The organism is Alteromonas sp. ISO5, assembly GCF_058105165.1.
In genome coordinates this window covers 3,705,233-3,722,384 of sequence record NZ_CM176572.1, presented here as the reverse complement: position 1 = coordinate 3,722,384, position 17,152 = coordinate 3,705,233, and the positions used below count along the sequence as shown (strand labels likewise).

Sequence of the window (17,152 nt, the reverse complement as noted above, 5' to 3'; positions counted from 1 at the left end):
TGTGCTTAGTTTGAATGATGTTGCCAGACGACTTTGTCAGTATAGGCCTGATGAATCACTTCTGGAAAGCGTTCCTCAAGTACATGACGTTTCACCTTAAGTGTCGGCGTCATTAAATCATTTTCGATGGTCCAGGGCTCTGCCATAACAACCAGATGATCCAGCCGCTGATGGCTTTCAAGCCCGCCATTAATTTTACTCAGCGTGTGTTGCAATGACGCCGTAATCTGATTTTTTGACTGTTCCTGCGCTTCTTCTGATAACACCAGTAACGCAATGGGCTGAGGTAAACTCGCCCCTGTTACACAGACCTGCTCAATAACACTGTTTTCCATCAGTTTGGCTTCAATAGGCGCCGGCGTGACGTACTTACCTTTAGCGGTTTTAAAAATATCCTTAATACGACCGGTAATCGAATAGTAACCATCACTATCAACGATAGCTTTGTCTCCGGTGCGCAAATAGCCATCGTCGGTAAAGGCTTCGGCCGTTTTCTCCGGGTCGAGGTAATAGCCCATCATATTGCCCGGTGACTTACTCAATAATTCCTGTTGCTCAGACAGCTTGAGCGATACGCCGCCCCAAGGGAGACCTATGCAACCGATTTTATCTTTACGAAAGGGCAGACACGCCGTGCCCAGTGCGGCGTTTTCTGTCATGCCCCACCCTTCACAAATTTCGATCCCGATCTTTTCAAACCAGGCGGTGATCACCGGCGGTAAGGGCGCTGACCCACTAGCACATAACTTGGTTTGCGATAGCCCGAGTCCATTGCGAATTTTGTTTTTAATCAGGCCATTGACTACCGGTATACGTAACAAAATGTTGAGTTTAGTTTGTGACAATTTGTGCAGGATACCGTGCTGAAATTTGGTCCACAAACGCGGTACTGACACAAATAAAGTGGGCTGACAATGCTGAACATCACGCTGAAATGTCTCCAGTGACTCAATAAAATAAAGCGTCATACCCGATTGTAACGCCGCCATTTCAATTAATGCCCGTTCGGTAATGTGCGCCAGCGGCAGGTAACTGAGTAGCCGGTCTTGTTCACCCAACGACAGATCCATTTTGGCCTGGGCACCAGCCCAGGCCATAGCGCTGTATGAGTGCATAACGCCTTTCGGGCTGCCGGTACTGCCTGAGGTATAGATAATCGTCATTAGCTCATCAGGCTGCGGGGTTGGACTTTCAGTAAAGCTGTCACAATGGCTGAACTCTGTCCAGCTATAAGTGGTTTTCACTCCCGGGTAGGGAAAGGAAACCGTGGTAACCTCATCATCTATGGCCGCCGTCTGTTTGGGGCCGTCATCCAGTTTGCCAACAAAAACTAATTTCACATCGGCATGCCTTAAAACGTAACGAATGGTATCTTCCCCGGCCGTGGCAAAAATCGGCACAGACACATGCCCGGCCAACATGATCGCCAAATCAGTCATCAGCCATTCGGCACAGTTTTTGGACAAAATAGCAATACGACTACCTTTATCAAGGCCCATATTGCTAAGACGCCAGGCAAGTTTGCGCACTTGAGCGGCTACCTCAGCCCAGGAATAGCTGCGATAGTTCCCCTCTACTGGTTGCACCAGACAAGGATGATCCGGACTATGTTGTTCGCGGTAGTAAAAACATTCGAGGGGCGACATAAGTTGAGAAGTTGTGGGGGCTGCAGACGCATCTGACATTGTCGTTTCCACCTTTTATATCTATTGGTTATTATTATTTGTAGAATACTTAACAAAGACTTTACAAAAACAAGAGCCATAAAGCTAACGAATTGTCGTTAAATAGGTTAAAACAGCTGTTTTAACCGGGCGGAATCAGTCGTGGTTTACGGCGACTGAACCCGTTTTTATTGAATCATCAACGATATCATGTTGATCTAATCCCACTCAACGAAACAATCGTCAGGGATAAAAAGAGGAAGGTTATGAAAGTCACTATTAATCAACAGGAGTTTGACTATCAGGGGGATCCCAATATGCCGTTGCTTTGGTTCATCCGTGATGAACTGAAGATGACCGGTACAAAATACTCTTGCGGTATGGCCCTCTGTGGAGCCTGCACAGTGCACCTTGACGGCGAACCTACCCGTTCCTGCCAGCTTCCCATGGCAGCGATTGGCGATAAGGCCGTTACCACTATCGAAGGACTCTCTGAAGACGGCTCGCACCCGGTACAACAAGCCTGGCGTGAACATAACGTGCCTCAATGTGGTTACTGTCAGAGTGGTCAGATGATGCAGGCTGCCTCGCTGGTCGATAAACAACAACCAGTAACTGACGAAGAGATTGAATCCCATATGTCGGGCAACATCTGCCGCTGTGGTACCTACCCACGTATTCGCGCTGCGGTTAAATCAGCGGCGGAGTCTATAGCTGTAAAGGTGACCAAATGAGCGATTCAACGATTTCCCAATCCCGCCGTACGTTTTTAAAGCGCACTGCCACTGCATCGGGCTTTACGCTGAGCCTGGCATTGTTACCAGCCACCCGTGGGCACGCCATGTTTGCCAATCCGCCAGAGTCAGACAGCTTTGCCCCGAATGTTTTCATCAGTTTTGCCCAGGATGGTAAGGTTGACATTACCTGTCACCGCTCAGAGATGGGTCAACAGGTTCGCACCAGTATCCCGCAAATAATGATCGAAGAACTCGGCGCCGACTGGCAGCATGTCTCCATTAAGCAGGCCACTGGTGATGCCAAATATGGCGATCAGAATACCGATGGCTCACGCAGTGTACGTCGCAACTTTCAACGGTTACGCGAAGCCGGTGCCACCGCGGCCCTGATGCTCTGTACGGCCGCCGCCAAAGGCTGGCAGGTCGACCCATATGAATGTGAGACTCAGGCGCATTTTGTAGTGCATATCCCCACAGGCCGTAAGGTTGCCTTTGCCGATGTAGTCGCGGTAGCGGCCAGATTACCGGTGCCTAAGCCAAGTGATTTGAAACTGAAATCCCGGGATAAATGGACACAAATTGGTAAGGCAGTGCCCAGCGTTGATTTAACCGACATGACCACCGGTACCGCCATGTATGGCCAGGACGTGGTTATGGACAACATGCTCTATGCCGTTATCCAGCGCCCCCCGGTGTTATTCAGTAGCGTAAAATCCTCTAATCAGGCTGAAGTGAAAAAAATGGCTGGCGTAGTGGATGTTATCGACATGCCAGCAGCCTCTGCCCCGGCGCTGTTTAACCCACTGGGTGGTATTGCTGTGCTGGCCACCAATACCTGGCTCGCCTGGCAGGCCTGTAACGCACTGAAAACCGAATGGCAAACCAGCGCTCATGCCAGCTATAATTCCGACGCCTACCAACAGGACTTGTTGGACAACGCAGCCAAACCAGGCGAAGTGGTCCGTAAACTGGGTGATTTTGAACAGGCCACGGCCGACGCCACTACAGTAGTAGATGCCAGTTACTATGCGCCGCACTTGTCTCAGGCACCCATGGAACCGCCAGCCGCAACCGCTGTTGTTACCGAGGATAGTGCTGAAATCTGGGCCTGTGTACAATCACCACAAACCGCCCGCCAGCAAGTGGCTGGTGCGTTAAAAATGCCAGTCGAAAATGTTACTGTAAACGTCACCTTACTCGGCGGTGGTTTTGGTCGCAAAGCAAAACCAGATTTTGCTGTGGAAGCTGCTCTGCTCGCCAAACAAGCTGGCCGTCCGGTCAAGGTTGTCTGGCGTCGTGAAGACGATATTAAACACGGTTACTACCATTCGGTCAGTGGTCAGCGCTTAAGTGCAACGCTGGATGACAATAATCACGTTACCGGTTGGTACCACAAAACCGTATTCCCACCGATTTCATCAACCTTTAATGCGGCAGCCAATAAGCCCAGCGATGGCGAACTGGATTTGGGTCATTTGGATACTCCGTTTGATGTACCTAACCTGCAGTTGGAGCGCGGTGAAGCAAATGCCCATGTACGTATTGGCTGGATGCGCAGTGTAGCCAATGTCTACCACGCGTTTGCCAAAGAGTCGTTTGTGGCAGAACTGGCTCATCAAACCCAAACTGACCACAAGGATTTCCTGTTGCAACTGATTGGTAAAGACCGGCACATTGATTTTGCCGCCAGTAACGCTAAATACGGCAACTATGGTGACGACCTCAACGACTACCCGGTAGATACCGCCAGACTGAAAAATGTCATTAATAAAGTGACTGCCATGGCAGACTGGGATAAGCGCGAACAGCAAGGCCGTTATATGGGCCTGGCGGCACACCGGTCCTTTTTGAGCTATTCAGCGGCCGTTATGGAGGTGAAAGTAAACAGTCGTGGTGAATGGACTATCCCTAAAGCCTATATAGCCATTGATGCCGGTACCGTAGTCAACCCCGATCATGTTAAAGCCCAGTGCGAAGGCGGTCTGATTTACGGTATCAGCTGTGCCATAGGCCAAATCACCGCACTTAATGGTGAAATCACGCAGAGCAACTTCCACGACTACCTGGTAGCCCGCATGCCACAAACCCCTGTGAGCATTGATGTGGAGATCATCGAAACCGACGCCCTGCCGGGCGGCGTGGGTGAACCACCAACACCGCCTGCGGCCCCTGCTCTGGCAAACGCTCTTTTTGCGGCGACCGGGCAAAGATTCCGCAACTTACCGATTCCGTTGAATATTAAAACCGCCTGACAGCGAAACACTAAAAAGCCCGGTAACTCACCGGGCTTTTTTTGCTTAAAATGAACGAGACATTAATCTGGCGGCAACCAGGTTTTGCATAAGCACCGCCTGATATCCTCAGCATTCACCGGCCGCGAGAAGAAATACCCCTGCATACGATAGCAGCCATGATTAAGCAGATACTGAACCTGCTCAGTGTGCTCGATACCTTCGGCAATACAGTCCATTTTCAAACTTAATGCCAGATTAATTGTGGTTTGCACCAAGGCATTTTCATCCTCTGTTTCTTTCACGTCATCAATAAAGCTCTTGTCGATTTTTAACACATTGAGCGGGAAACGGCGCAGGTAACTTAACGATGAATAACCGGTACCAAAGTCATCCAGAGCTAGCTTAAATCCGGCATCACGGATCCGCTTGAGTTCATGCAGAACTTCATCAGGTTTATCGATCAAAACACCTTCAGTAATTTCGAAACGCAAGGCTGAATGAGGCAGCTTCGCTTCTTTAAGGCGTTCTTCGATGTAATCCAAATCAAAATGCGTTTTAAAGTGCAGCGCCGACAGGTTTATTGAAACATAACCCGTGTAGCCTTCCGCATACCACAGCTTCAGATCGTTAATAGCGTTCTCGGTAGCTTTCCGCGTGAGTTCGATAATATGACGCAATTCTTCCAGAACCGGTATAAATGCTGCCGGTGATATCCACTCCCCTTTATAAAAACAGCGCAATAACAGCTCAACCCCTTCGGTTTTGCCGGTATTCAGATTAACAATAGGTTGATAGTAGTTTTCAAATACCTGCTCTTCATAAGCAGACTTCACCCGGTTTTCCAGCGCCAGTCGCTCAATCGCACGCACATTCATTTCCTTAGTGTAGTAAATAAAGGCGCTAAGGGTATTCTTCTTCGCCGTATACATGGCGACATCAGCCTGCTTCAGAAGCTCAGCCGGGTCAGTGGCATCGTCAGGAAAAAATGAAATTCCCACCGAACAGGACACTCGCAACACCTCTTTACCCAGTGCAATGGGGGTTTCGATAGACTCGATAAGCTGTGCCACAAAACTTGATACCGCTGACTCGCTCTCAACCTCCTCCATCACGATGACAAATTCATCACCGCCTAAACGGGCAACCGTATCACTCTTCGAAGCCTGATTAAGCATGCGATTAGCAATCACTCTGAGCAGCTTGTCACCATAGTCATGGCCCAGGGAATCGTTAATCCCTTTAAAGCGGTCGAGATCAACGAATAACACGGCAACAGTGTGATTATGAGCCGTGGCGGAATCAATGGCGTGCTCAAGGCGGTCAAGCAGCAAACTGCGATTCACCAGACCGGTGAGGTTGTCAAAGTTGGCAATTTTCACCAGTTTGCGTTCGGCATTTTTCTGTTCGGTGATATTGGAAATCACCACCAGATAATGCGTATCCTGGCCCCCTTTTTCGCCCGTCATACGATTAATATCTATCAGCACATCGTACTGACGTCCGTCGGGTGTCTGAATACGTTCTTCCCCTTTCCATACAGTGTCGTCGCTGAGCAGTTTAAGGTGGCCTGAGAGTTGTGCTTCCAGCTTTGGTACCTGTTGATAAACCCGGTAAAGCTGGCGATCAAGCCGCTCTTTATCACTGATACCAAAGGTCTTTTCGAAGGCCGGGTTGGCCGCTACCGGTAAGTGGGATTCATCAAAAATAACCACCCAGTCACTGGTATGGCGAAAGGCATTACCAAATAACTTAACCTGCTGCTGGGCCTGCTTTAACCGCAATAACTGCAGCTGGCGACTCATCAGATACGCGCCTAGCAATCCTACTACTACGAGGGCATAAATGGTATATGCCAAGGGAGAGCCAAACGGCGGATATGGCATATGGATAGTCAAACTGGCCGGTAACAATGTCCGCTCGCGAGCCTGTGAAACAGGCATCACTTCAAAACGATAATCGCCCGCCGCTAAAGAGGGCAGGACAACCCGGGTATCCTTGGTAATATCTTCGCTGAGAACTTGCTTTCCCTTAGTTAACAAATACTTATACTTTGCATCTCTGTCTTCATGATACAGCAGTGAAGAAAACTCAATGGTTAAGCCATAGTCATCATGAGACAAATTCAGGTGCGTATTAGCCAGGTTCTGCTTAGGCAGATTCAGGTCGCGGGACGATAACTGAATACCGGTGATTACCATTTGCCGGGATTCCTCCGATAACAACTGGGACCGCTTAATCTGATTTAATGTGTGCGGCTCAAAAAACACCAACCCTTTTGGAGAGCCGAATACTATGCGGCCATCTTGCAACTTTGCGCTCGCTCCCTGATTAAACTCGGCGATACTGAGTTCCCGGCCATATTCATACTGAGTAAAGGTAAGCTCAGTTGAAGAAAAACGGTGTATCCCATTCAAGGAACTAAACCAGAAATAGCCGTCATCATCTTCCAGTAAGTCAAATAATACAACCGCCTGACCCAGCGCATCACGCCCAAAATGATAGCGTTCCTCATAGGTTGTGGCATCCAGGCCAACCAGTCCATATCCGGGATACCCTACCCACAATACGTGGCCGTCGAGGTTGACCACGTCGGGCCACAATTCGGTATTGACCAGTCGCTCAGGTAAACGGTGCAATTGTCGGGTTTGTTGGGTGTGAACGTTGACTGCCCACAAGCCATCGTACGTGGCCATCAACATTTCATTGGCGTTAAGTGGATTAATCCCGATAAAATTCATCACCAGATTGAACGCTATCTGGTCCTCCAGACGATCCAGCCTGGTCAGCGTCGCGGTCTCGAAATCGTAGCGGTAAAAATGATTGGCAGAGAAATACAATTCGCCATCAGGCCCGAATGAGGCACCGGCCACGTAGTCAATTTCCTCATCACTGAGCCCAAAATCTAATCGTTCGTAGTCACCACTTGCTTTATCGAATAGCAGCATGCCACTGTAAGTTGAGAGTAATAATTTACCCGGTTCGGGCGCTGGCATGATATTAACAATGGTGTGAATACTATAAGGTTCTGGTATACCATCAGCAACAATATAAAACTGGCTATCTCCGCTGGCAGGATCGTAGTGGGTCAGGCCATTATCTGAACCGATCCACAATGTCTGGTCGTTGTCCTCAAAGATTGACCAAATCACATTATCACTGAGCGGTTTTTTGTTACCCTTATTTTGCACGGTCTTGAAATTAAAACTGCTCGGCGACCAGAACAATGCCCCGTTAAAATAGGAGCCAAGCCACAAATTGTTATCAGAGGTCAGTGCGATTGAGCGAACGTCGGAACGCGAAAGGGCCACATCGCGGGTTGCTGGTTCTAACACGTAAGAAGCCTGCCATGCACGATCCTTTCGCACCAGTTGCAATAAACCAATATCTGAACCAATCCAAACTAAATTACTGTTTTGAGCTTGCATCTCCCAGATATTACGTTCCGGGATAATCAGTTTGCTATCCTTCACCAAACCATCGCCCCGATACGCCTGCTCTAGCGACACCCAGGGCAAGCTAAACAAGCCCGAAACCGTCCCCAGCAGAAGTACCCCCGTATCATCCAGTAACAGCGTTTTAGTGTTGACATTATCCAAATTAAATTCCACATCGCTGCGATGCTCAATTGGTCTGAAAGATAGCTGTTGCGCAGAATAATCAGCCATCATTAACCCTTCAGAAGAGGCGACTAACAGCATGTTATCAACCAACATCATGTCCCTGAGATAGGGGATCCGTTCCTTATCCTCAAAATCTATCTGATATAACACTTGGTGGGTGTCATTGCTATTGTCATAGAGAACCAAAGACTGACCAAACAACAACAGCATATCGCCGTTAGTCAGTTCGATAAACTGTTCAGCGGCCTGATAATACTCCGGAAATTCCAGCTGCGGCAGTTCTACTACAGCCCTGAGCTTATTGGTGGCCAGATCAAGTTGATAAAGGCCGCGATAGAACGTGCTTATCCACAATCGGTTTTTGCTGTCCAGAAACAGGTTCTGAATAGGCGTGGAAGCCAGCAATCCATCCTCGCCGGCAATATGCTCTACGCGGTGCCCATCAAACCTGTCCAGACCGCCTTCGGTAGCGATCCACATAAAACTATCATTATCGATTAGCAGATCCTGAATGCTGTCTTGTTTGAGCCCTTGCTGAGTTGATAACACCGTCCCCAGAGGATTGCTTACCAGCGGTTCGTTGTTCAGACTAGCCGCGAGGGTAACTTGCGGGATACCAGACAACAGACAGCAAAACAGCAGACAGCGAGACATTCTGCAAAACAACCAACTACTAACCATTAAAATATTCAACCTTCCCGTTTGCCCGGTACATCATTATTTGTTCCTGGAATTTTGACGCTTGTAGGCTTGGGCATACTTGTAGACTTGGGCATATAAGCTTTCTCAGACCTAATAGTCATAGCATACAAACGTCAGTATTTGTATTCGGAACATCTGTAAAACGTGGGTTGGGCGCGATTTTATGCATTTTTGTAGAAAATAGCACCGGTAAATTGTCAGTCGGCGGTAAATAGTCAATTATTTGGTATTCATCAGGCATTTTAAGGTGCTGGTAACATGACCACTATGGAACTAAAATCAGGACTGGTCGATAGCAATCCGACCCACTTTCACCCTTGCACGGCGGATCCCGGGTTGTGGTGCGAGCAAGTATAAATCGCCATTTCGGCCCTCGTAAGTGCGCTTTACCCCCATATCCCGGGCAACAGCGGCATGGGCTTCAAGGTGCTCCGGCTCACCGTGCACCGGGATGGCAATCTGTGGTTTTGTCCACTGATACATCAGCTTCAATTCTTCGACACAAGGATGGCCACTGGCATGAATGGGCACGTCGCTGTCTTCAGATAAAACAACCTGAACGCCCTTTTTACGTAGCTTATCAAGCAGGCGCTCAACTGCTTTTTCATTGCCAGGAATGACAATACTAGAAAAAATCACCGTATCTCCGGCTTCCAGTTCGAAGTTGGGGGAGGCATCTATGGCCATTCGATTAAGCGCCGCTCTGGGCTCGCCCTGACTACCGGTTGCCACCACCAGCACCTCATCCGGGGGCAGGTAACCAATATGCGCCTTCTCAAGTAGGTCGAAACCGTCCGGCCAGTAACCGGTTTTCTTGGCAACGCCATGCATGTTTTCCAACGACCGCCCTAACAACGCCATATAACGACCGGTTTGCTGAGCAATTCGAGCCAGTGAAATCAAGCGCGCAATATTGCTGCCAAAACAACTCACCACCACCCGACCACTGCAACGTTTGATAACGGTATTCAGGCCTTCTGCACAGATCCGTTCGGAAATGGAAAAGCCGGGTTTTAGCGCGTTGGTAGAGTCGCCGACCAATGCCAGTAATTGCGTTTCACCCAGTTGCCGGTAAAGATTGGCGTTAAAGGGTTTGCCGCTAATCGGCTGCGCGTCGATTTTCCAGTCGGCGGTATGAAAAACGGAGCCTGCGGAGGTGGTGATCAGCAGCGCCTGAGGTTCAGGAATCGAATGGGTAATTGCCAGCCAGGATAGCAGAAAAGGCCCGACGGTCAGGGTGGCATCAGGACTTACTATCTGAACCGGGACTTTGCCAGCCAGCCCCACCTGCCCCAGTTTGCGATGTAAAATTTCTGCCGTAAACGGCGTCGCAAAAACCGGGCAAAGTAAGCGCGGCCACAATGCTGCCACCGCACCTACGTGATCTTCATGGCCGTGGGTAATGACCAGGCCAGCCAGTTGCTCTCGTTGTTCCACTATAAACGCAGGGTCCGGGGCCACGACATGGTGTCTGGAACCAGCATTCTGATTAAGATAGGGCGCCACCAGAGGTTCATCAAAGGTGACACCACAATCCACCATCAACCACTGACCGTCATGACCATACAAATTGAGATTCATGCCAATCTCACCCGTTCCGCCCAGGGGTAAAAACCATAAATCATTTGCACCGGGTATTAAGGTTGAAAAGCTTGAAATAGTCTCCTCCTGAGCGCTTTGCTGCCTGATAGTTGTGGTCTGCCAAATTGGTCAGTCACGGCACAGCCGTCATTGCGAACGGGCACCTAGGCAATGACAAAAACGCGATTATGGTGATATTTACCGAGGATGTTATTGACCTTAATCAGCAAAGCCAACACACCCTGGTTATTATTACGATTATGGTGCAGCTCAGGACAGCTTGTCGGCAAATTCTTCCGGTGCCATAAGCTCACTTTCCTCAGCCGGCATGGGGGCAATAATGACGTTGAGAAAGTCCTTGGACAGGCCTCCGGTCCAGCGTGCCAACCAGACATCCAGACTAATCGCTTTGGGTTCACAGTGCGCCCATTCCTGATCGGCCCACATACTGGCCAGGCTGGCCGTCGGCCAGATCGGGACACCTTCTTCATCATCTGAGGTCAGCATCACGCAGCCGTCGTCATCATTGAGGATAAACAGTTCTCCTTGCTTCTTTACCGTTGCAAAAAAGCTAGCCAGGCGTTGGTCCGGATTGAGGTTAATAAATTCGTCGTCTTTCAGCATTATAGTTCTCTTTCTATTCAATTCAGGCTGAGCATTTCGCCCTATTATGCGTCCTGCGTAAAGTGCTGACTCACCACACTCACTACATCAGGCACAATCGATCGTCTGACAGACTTCATGTAATACATATAAAGCTTGCACTGCGCATGAGTAAAATGGTCAATACAGCGCACATTTTCCAGTCCCCACTGAGACCAGTCCAGGCCAACCGGTAACACTGCAACCCCACCCTCTTGCTGCAGCGTGGCCAGGGCCAGTCGCAGAGAGTTAGTGGTAAACTTGGCATCACGATATTCGGCAAAGCGGGTCAACAGCTCGTCGCGGGCCTTACTGCCCCAATCTATCGACACAAACTGCTCCGCCCCGGTGTCCACTTCGGTCTGATTAATACTGAATAACCCCAGTGGCATGGCCTTTAACAGCTGCCCGGTAAACTCTTCCGACTTCAGCGGCTCACTGGAAAAAGCAATGTCGATACTGCGGTCATGCAACTGCCGGGAAATCTGCTCAGACGGCAGCACCTCGGCTTTAATCGCCCACTCGGGAAACGCCGCGTGGATTTGCCGGAGTAGTTCAGGCATCCAGATTTCGTTATTCAATTGGCCGGCACCACACACCAGATACTCACCGGCTTCGCGTTGCAATTCTTGTTTAGCTTGTTGCAAGGTGGTACTCAGCTGCTCGGCATAAGGCAACAATCGTTCGCCGGCTGGCGTGAGCTGGATACTGTTACGGTGGCGCACAAATAAAGTCGTGTGGAAATATTCTTCCAACTGCTTAATTCTGGCACTGACTGCCGACTGGGTTAAATAAAGATTCTCGGCCGCTTTGCCGAAATGACGTGTTTTAACTACTTCTACAAATGTGGTCAGAAAACGAATGTCCATGCTTATACGTACTATGACTCTCGTCCATACGCATAAGCTGGCACAAGTTTTCAATAAAGTAAAATAAAACGTGCCGGGCTGGCCGTTTTAATCGGCGCTCAGTCCAAACTATCGTACTGAGAACGTCGCAGTTTATCGCGCCGCTGCATAGCTTTTTTCTTGTCTTTCATAGATTGCTGACGTTTGTGGTCCTTGCGGTGATCGCCACTATCTTCGTCATCTACCGAGTCCCATTCTTCCCGTTGGTAACGATAGTCTTTGCTCATTGTCTTCTCTGGATTGGTTGAACACTAACTCACTTATTATTCCTCGCTGCTTAAAAATAGGAAATGAATAGTTTTTATCGTCACGACAAACTTTATTTCTGAGTGTTTTTTAACCAATTTGTATTTTTCCTCATTCTCCAGACACAACTCAGAGAAGCTCATCCCAGCGCTATCAGGGGCTGTAAAGCCCTTAACATAGCTGGTTTTTAGCGCGCATTCTCTGAATTGAAAGATGGCAGTTTTATGAAACAATTTTTTTTATTGTGAAGGTAAAAATTTTTTGTTTTTCATTTGCGGTTTTATAAATTAAAAGTGCACGAAATTACTCAACCAAGAGAATTCGTATCATGAAGACGACAGATATACGTGTACCAGCGAAGCAATTTATTGACCGCCAACACTTTCCTTACGGTTTCCGTAAGTCAGGTGACTTTAGTATTCCCGAAGCCGACGTGCTAAGCGCGTATGGTAAAACCCTGGCCGGTTTGGAGTCTGGCGAACTGAGTCCGGAAAATGCCGAAGAGCAACGTTTCATTGCAGTGCTGAAAGGTGAACAGCAAGCCAGTAGTCTGCTGGAAAAAGCCTGGTTGAAATACATCAAGCTGGCGCGCAACCGCAAACAATTTTATACCCTGCATAGTTCTGCCAGTAATCAGTCTGACTATGATGAGGATTACTCTGACGACGAGTTTGACGTAGCTTAACCGTCGCCCGTATACCCGTCATTCAGCATACACCCGTCGGCAGTCATCGACTGCCGGCTATCTTTTTTCAGTTCTCCTGTATACACTCAGAGCAAATATGTGATCACGCCCGCTTGCCGGCGTAAGAGTGATCCGTCCGATGCACCACACCTTATAAATTGGTGTCCGGTAAATCTGGTCAGTAAAGCAAGGAGGTTATTATGGAAACGCGTTTCTCACAGTTAAGCCATTATTCAATTCACGCGGCAGACGGCGATGTTGGCGGCTGTCAGGATGTCCTGATTGACGATGCTCAATGGATCGTCAGATACATCGTTGCCGATACCAACACCTGGTTGCCGTTAAGTCGCAAGGTAGTTATCACGCCGATCTCGATTGAAAGTTTACAAGCCGAAGAAGAAACTCTGGCCGTTTCTCTCACCAAAGAAGCACTGAAGAACAGTCCTACACTTGAAGAACACCAGCCGGTGTCCCGCGAGTACGAATCGTTGCTATACAAGTATTTTGGCTACGGCTACTACTGGACGGGCCCGGGTGCCTGGGGCGAGTATGCTCACCCGCTGGAGTTAGTCGATAATTTTAGCCAGCAGCATGCAGAGGTAGATGAAGACAATTCGCACCTGCGCTCCTGTGACGAACTCACCGGCTATACCATCGCGCTTCGCGATGGTCAGGCAGGCCATGTGGAGGATTTTCTGATCCAGCTGCCGCAGTGGTCAGTCACCCATTTAATCATCAATCTGAACGACTGGCTGCCCGGCGGTAAACGGGTAAAAATAGACTGCCGTCATATCAAACAGATTGACTGGGCAGGTCACGTGATAGAGCTGGATATCAGTAAGAAAGAACTAGAGGGTGCGGTGAGTGCGGACTAATCGTCCGCACAGAAAAAACCATACAAAAGATGCATGATTTGAATAATGCGGTTGTCGACCAAACGATAATAAATGGTTTGCCCGCTGCGGCGGGTTGCCACAAACTCAGCCTCGCGGAGCAATGCCAGGTGTTGCGAAAGTACCGGCTGGGTTACCGGCACATCGTCGAGCAATTCGGTAACCGAACGCTCTCCTTCCAGCAAAGAACAAAGCACCATCAACCGGGTCTTATTCGACAATTGTTTTAGAAATTGCTCAGCTTCTTCGGAGCGGCTCAGCATTTGCGTTGGATCCATAGCTTTTACCTTGTCTTGTTCAGGCTCACTGCACGCTATGGGTATATTGAACTTCAAACTGGTCGCCTAAGCAAGTAATGGTTATGATTTGATATCACAAAATTGGCATTAGTTATCTCATTAACACTTGCTGTTGACAAGAACAACCCTCAATATTAGCTTTAACTAATATTATTAATTTTATACAAGAGGTCATCATGCTATTAACTATCCCGGAACGTTTAGCGGCCATTGATCCGCCGCCCAGAAAAATTACTGCAGCAGAAGCTGCCAGAGAGCGAGCCGAGCTCAATGGCTATGTGATTGATGTCAGGGAGCCTGCGGAGCATGCTAATTCCCCGGCCAACGGCGCGATTAATATTCCCCGCGGTGTACTTGAAATGAAAATACTGGAACTGGTAAAGGATCCTGGCACGCCGATTTTCCTGCACTGCGCCTCGGGAGCCCGAGCTATGCTTGCCGCCGAGCAACTGGCAAAAATGGGCTACCAGCATGTAGCCGTAATGACGTGCGATGTACCGACCATTCAAAAGGCGTTTAACTAATTTACTAACCGGTGTAAGCTCGCAAAAAAACAATTAGCTGACCGTTTAAGGCAGTTTTTAGTGGAGTTTATCCGGTATGTTAAAAGCAACCCTTGAACAATGGCGAATGTTTAAGGCCGTCGTGGAAGCCGGCGGTTTTAACCAGGCTGCCGAGCAGGTTCATAAAAGTCAGTCGAGCATTCACCATGCGGTACAAAAACTCGAGCATGCCCTGAACCTTACTCTGTTTCTCAATGAAGGGCGTCGTGTCGCCCTGACCGAAGCCGGCGAACTCATGTACCGCCGCGCCTGTTTCCTGCTGGAAGAAGCCCATAAAGTCGAAAGTGTAGCCAGCAGCCTGACATCGGGCATTGAAACCTACTTACGTGTGGCGGCGGATATTATTTTTCCGCCGCACATGCTCTATCACGCACTCAATAAAGTTTCCCAGGAGTACCCGTTACTGCGCATTGAACTGATGGAAACGGTCCTGAACGGCGCTAATACCTTACTTAAGGATGGTGAAGTGGATATCGGTATTTCCCCGTTTCCCTACCCTAACGGCTTCAGTGAGGATCTTTGTGATATTGAGTTTATCGCCGTTGCCCATCCCAGCCATCCATTGCACGAATTAAACCGCACCCTGAGCCTGGATGACCTCAAGAGTTATCGTCAGATTGTGGTTCGCGACTCCTCCACGGAACGCAAAGCCGAATCCGGCTGGCTGGGTGCAGAACAGCGTTGGACCGTTAGTCATGTTCGCACCTCTATCGATATTATCAGTCAAGGACTAGGGTTTGCCTGGTTACCCCTTGCAATTATCAGCGATAAACTTGAGGATGGCAGCTTAAAGCCATTACCCATGGAGCAAGGCGGATTACGCAAAGCGATTCTCCACCTGTGCTTTGCTGACGGCGATCGGCTTGGTCCTGCTGCCCGGGCTTTCATTGGTGAGTTACGTTATCAAACCTTGCTGCTGCCCAGCGCCGACTCACTGGATAATAACTAACCTTACAGTTATATAAAAACTGATGATCTAAATGTAACCCATTGACGTAAAAGTGAAATTGACCAAATAATCAACATACAAGGATGCGACCATGTTAACTGTACTTTTAGTGGATGATGACGCAGAGTTTACCGACGTTGCCTGCACAATCATCGAATTTCTTGGTCACGAAGTACTAACCGCGTCTACTCTCGCCGAAGCGCGAGAGTGGCTTTCTAAAGAATCATTTGATCATATCCTGCTGGATTTCATGCTGCCTGATGGGTCGGGTCTGCACCTGTTGGAGTCCCTGCAACCCGAGCAACATCCCCGCGTAACACTTATTACCGGTCACCCTTCAGTCAAAGGGATTATCAAGGATATGTGCGGCCCGAACATCGATTATCTGGTTAAGCCCATTCAACGGGAAGATTTAGAGTTGGTACTCCAGGGCAAGAAGCAGCCTGCCAGTAAGCGCTCAACCTCTGCCATTACTAAACATTTTGGCCAGTTGATTGGTGAATCTGCGCCCATGCAGGAGCTTTACAAACTGATTGGCAGGGTAAGTAAAACCAAAGCCAACGTGATGCTGCTGGGTGAAAGTGGAGTGGGCAAGGAAGTGGTCGCTGCAGCGATTCACGAAGCGTCTGATTGTGAAGGCACCTATGTGGCCACCAACTGTGGCGCGTTCTCAAAAGAACTTATCGGCAGTGAGTTATTTGGCCACGAAAAAGGCGCGTTCACCGGTGCGGTAGGTCGCAAGGAAGGCGTTTTCGAACAAGCGGAAAACGGCACCCTCTTCCTCGACGAAATTACCGAAATGCCTATCGACATGCAGCCCAACTTACTGCGAGTATTGGAAAACAAAGTGGTGATCCGGGTGGGCGGCACTAAGGCAATGCCGGTAAACTGCCGGGTTGTTTCGGCCACTAACCGCAGCATGGAAGAGATCGCAGAAAGCAAGGTACTGCGCGAAGATATCTATTTTCGTCTCGCCGTATTCCCCATCACAATTCCTCCGCTGCGAGAGCGCAAGGAAGATATTCCTTTATTGGCTGAATATTTTATTAACCAGCTCAATGAAGAAAATGGCAGTCAGTTCCGCTGGCAGCCCGTGCAGCTGGAAAAACTACAAACCTATGACTGGCCCGGTAATGTTCGCGAATTGCGCCATTTTGTACACCGAGCTGCCATTATGAGCGACCCGGAAGGTACCGATATCGAATTACCCAAAACTATTGAGTCCCCCTTTGCCAAGAAACAGACTCTGTCGACCGGACTGAAAGCGGGCAGAACCATTGAAGAGGTCGAAAAGGAGTTAATTTACGCAACCTTAGAAAAGGTGGATGGGAATAAAACGACTGCAGCAGAAATGCTTGGGATCAGCACCAAAACCCTGTATAACCGACTACATGCCTACGGCGACATAAACAGTGATTCGGAATAAAAC

General features: G+C 48.9%; 14 protein-coding genes. 7 read left to right on the top strand and 7 right to left on the bottom strand.

Annotated elements, in window-relative coordinates:
• Positions 1 to 5: 5 nt before the first annotated feature.
• Positions 6 to 1,685, bottom strand: coding sequence for an AMP-binding protein (locus tag AC2T0J_RS16655; protein WP_489806893.1), 1,680 nt, complete (start codon positions 1,683 to 1,685; stop codon positions 6 to 8).
• Between the two features lie 245 nt (positions 1,686 to 1,930).
• Here AC2T0J_RS16655 and AC2T0J_RS16650 point away from each other — a divergent pair, with 245 nt between their 5' ends.
• Positions 1,931 to 2,398 (top strand): (2Fe-2S)-binding protein, encoded by a 468-nt coding sequence (locus AC2T0J_RS16650; protein ID WP_489806892.1) that lies wholly within the window; start codon positions 1,931 to 1,933, stop codon positions 2,396 to 2,398.
• Positions 2,395 to 4,653: a xanthine dehydrogenase family protein molybdopterin-binding subunit gene (locus tag AC2T0J_RS16645; RefSeq protein ID WP_489806891.1), complete on the top strand. Its 2,259-nt coding sequence runs from the start codon at positions 2,395 to 2,397 to the stop codon at positions 4,651 to 4,653. The genes AC2T0J_RS16650 and AC2T0J_RS16645 overlap by 4 nt, the downstream gene beginning before the upstream one ends.
• Positions 4,654 to 4,715: 62 nt before the next feature.
• Here AC2T0J_RS16645 and AC2T0J_RS16640 read toward each other — a convergent pair whose 3' ends face one another.
• The 5 genes from AC2T0J_RS16640 to AC2T0J_RS16620 form a co-directional block, all read right to left on the bottom strand.
• Positions 4,716 to 8,909 carry an EAL domain-containing protein gene (locus tag AC2T0J_RS16640; protein WP_489806890.1) on the bottom strand — a complete coding sequence of 1,398 codons (4,194 nt, stop codon included), beginning with the start codon at positions 8,907 to 8,909 and terminating at the stop codon, positions 4,716 to 4,718.
• Positions 8,910 to 9,236: 327 nt separating this feature from the next.
• Positions 9,237 to 10,538, bottom strand: coding sequence for a ribonuclease J (locus AC2T0J_RS16635; RefSeq protein ID WP_489806889.1), 1,302 nt, complete (start codon positions 10,536 to 10,538; stop codon positions 9,237 to 9,239).
• A gap of 270 nt (positions 10,539 to 10,808) precedes the next feature.
• On the bottom strand, positions 10,809 to 11,162 hold the full coding sequence (locus AC2T0J_RS16630; RefSeq protein WP_489806888.1) for a DUF2750 domain-containing protein: 354 nt from the start codon (positions 11,160 to 11,162) through the stop codon (positions 10,809 to 10,811).
• A gap of 44 nt (positions 11,163 to 11,206) precedes the next feature.
• Positions 11,207 to 12,049: a LysR family transcriptional regulator gene (locus AC2T0J_RS16625; protein ID WP_489806887.1), complete on the bottom strand. Its 843-nt coding sequence runs from the start codon at positions 12,047 to 12,049 to the stop codon at positions 11,207 to 11,209.
• Positions 12,050 to 12,147: 98 nt separating this feature from the next.
• A complete protein-coding gene (locus AC2T0J_RS16620; RefSeq protein ID WP_489806886.1) occupies positions 12,148 to 12,315 on the bottom strand; it encodes a hypothetical protein in 168 nt (55 codons plus the stop codon).
• Between the two features lie 347 nt (positions 12,316 to 12,662).
• On the opposite strand from AC2T0J_RS16620, the gene AC2T0J_RS16615 reads away from it, so the two are divergent.
• On the top strand, positions 12,663 to 13,019 hold the full coding sequence (locus AC2T0J_RS16615) for a MaoP family protein (protein WP_105934147.1): 357 nt from the start codon (positions 12,663 to 12,665) through the stop codon (positions 13,017 to 13,019).
• 200 nt (positions 13,020 to 13,219) lie between these two features.
• Complete coding sequence (locus tag AC2T0J_RS16610) at positions 13,220 to 13,894, top strand: PRC-barrel domain containing protein (protein WP_489806885.1); 675 nt, start codon at positions 13,220 to 13,222, stop codon at positions 13,892 to 13,894.
• On the opposite strand, the gene AC2T0J_RS16605 is transcribed toward AC2T0J_RS16610, so the two are convergent.
• Positions 13,891 to 14,190: an ArsR/SmtB family transcription factor gene (locus AC2T0J_RS16605; RefSeq protein ID WP_489806884.1), complete on the bottom strand. Its 300-nt coding sequence runs from the start codon at positions 14,188 to 14,190 to the stop codon at positions 13,891 to 13,893. The genes AC2T0J_RS16610 and AC2T0J_RS16605 overlap by 4 nt on opposite strands.
• Before the next feature lie 197 nt (positions 14,191 to 14,387).
• On the opposite strand from AC2T0J_RS16605, the gene AC2T0J_RS16600 reads away from it, so the two are divergent.
• The 3 genes from AC2T0J_RS16600 to AC2T0J_RS16590 all read left to right on the top strand — a co-directional run bounded on the left by AC2T0J_RS16600 (position 14,388) and on the right by AC2T0J_RS16590 (position 17,149).
• On the top strand, positions 14,388 to 14,735 hold the full coding sequence (locus AC2T0J_RS16600; RefSeq protein WP_489806883.1) for a rhodanese-like domain-containing protein: 348 nt from the start codon (positions 14,388 to 14,390) through the stop codon (positions 14,733 to 14,735).
• Positions 14,736 to 14,811: 76 nt separating this feature from the next.
• Positions 14,812 to 15,723 (top strand): LysR family transcriptional regulator, encoded by a 912-nt coding sequence (locus tag AC2T0J_RS16595; RefSeq protein ID WP_489806882.1) that lies wholly within the window; start codon positions 14,812 to 14,814, stop codon positions 15,721 to 15,723.
• 91 nt (positions 15,724 to 15,814) lie between these two features.
• Positions 15,815 to 17,149, top strand: coding sequence for a sigma-54-dependent transcriptional regulator (locus tag AC2T0J_RS16590; protein WP_489806881.1), 1,335 nt, complete (start codon positions 15,815 to 15,817; stop codon positions 17,147 to 17,149).
• The last annotated feature ends 3 nt before the right edge of the window (positions 17,150 to 17,152 follow it).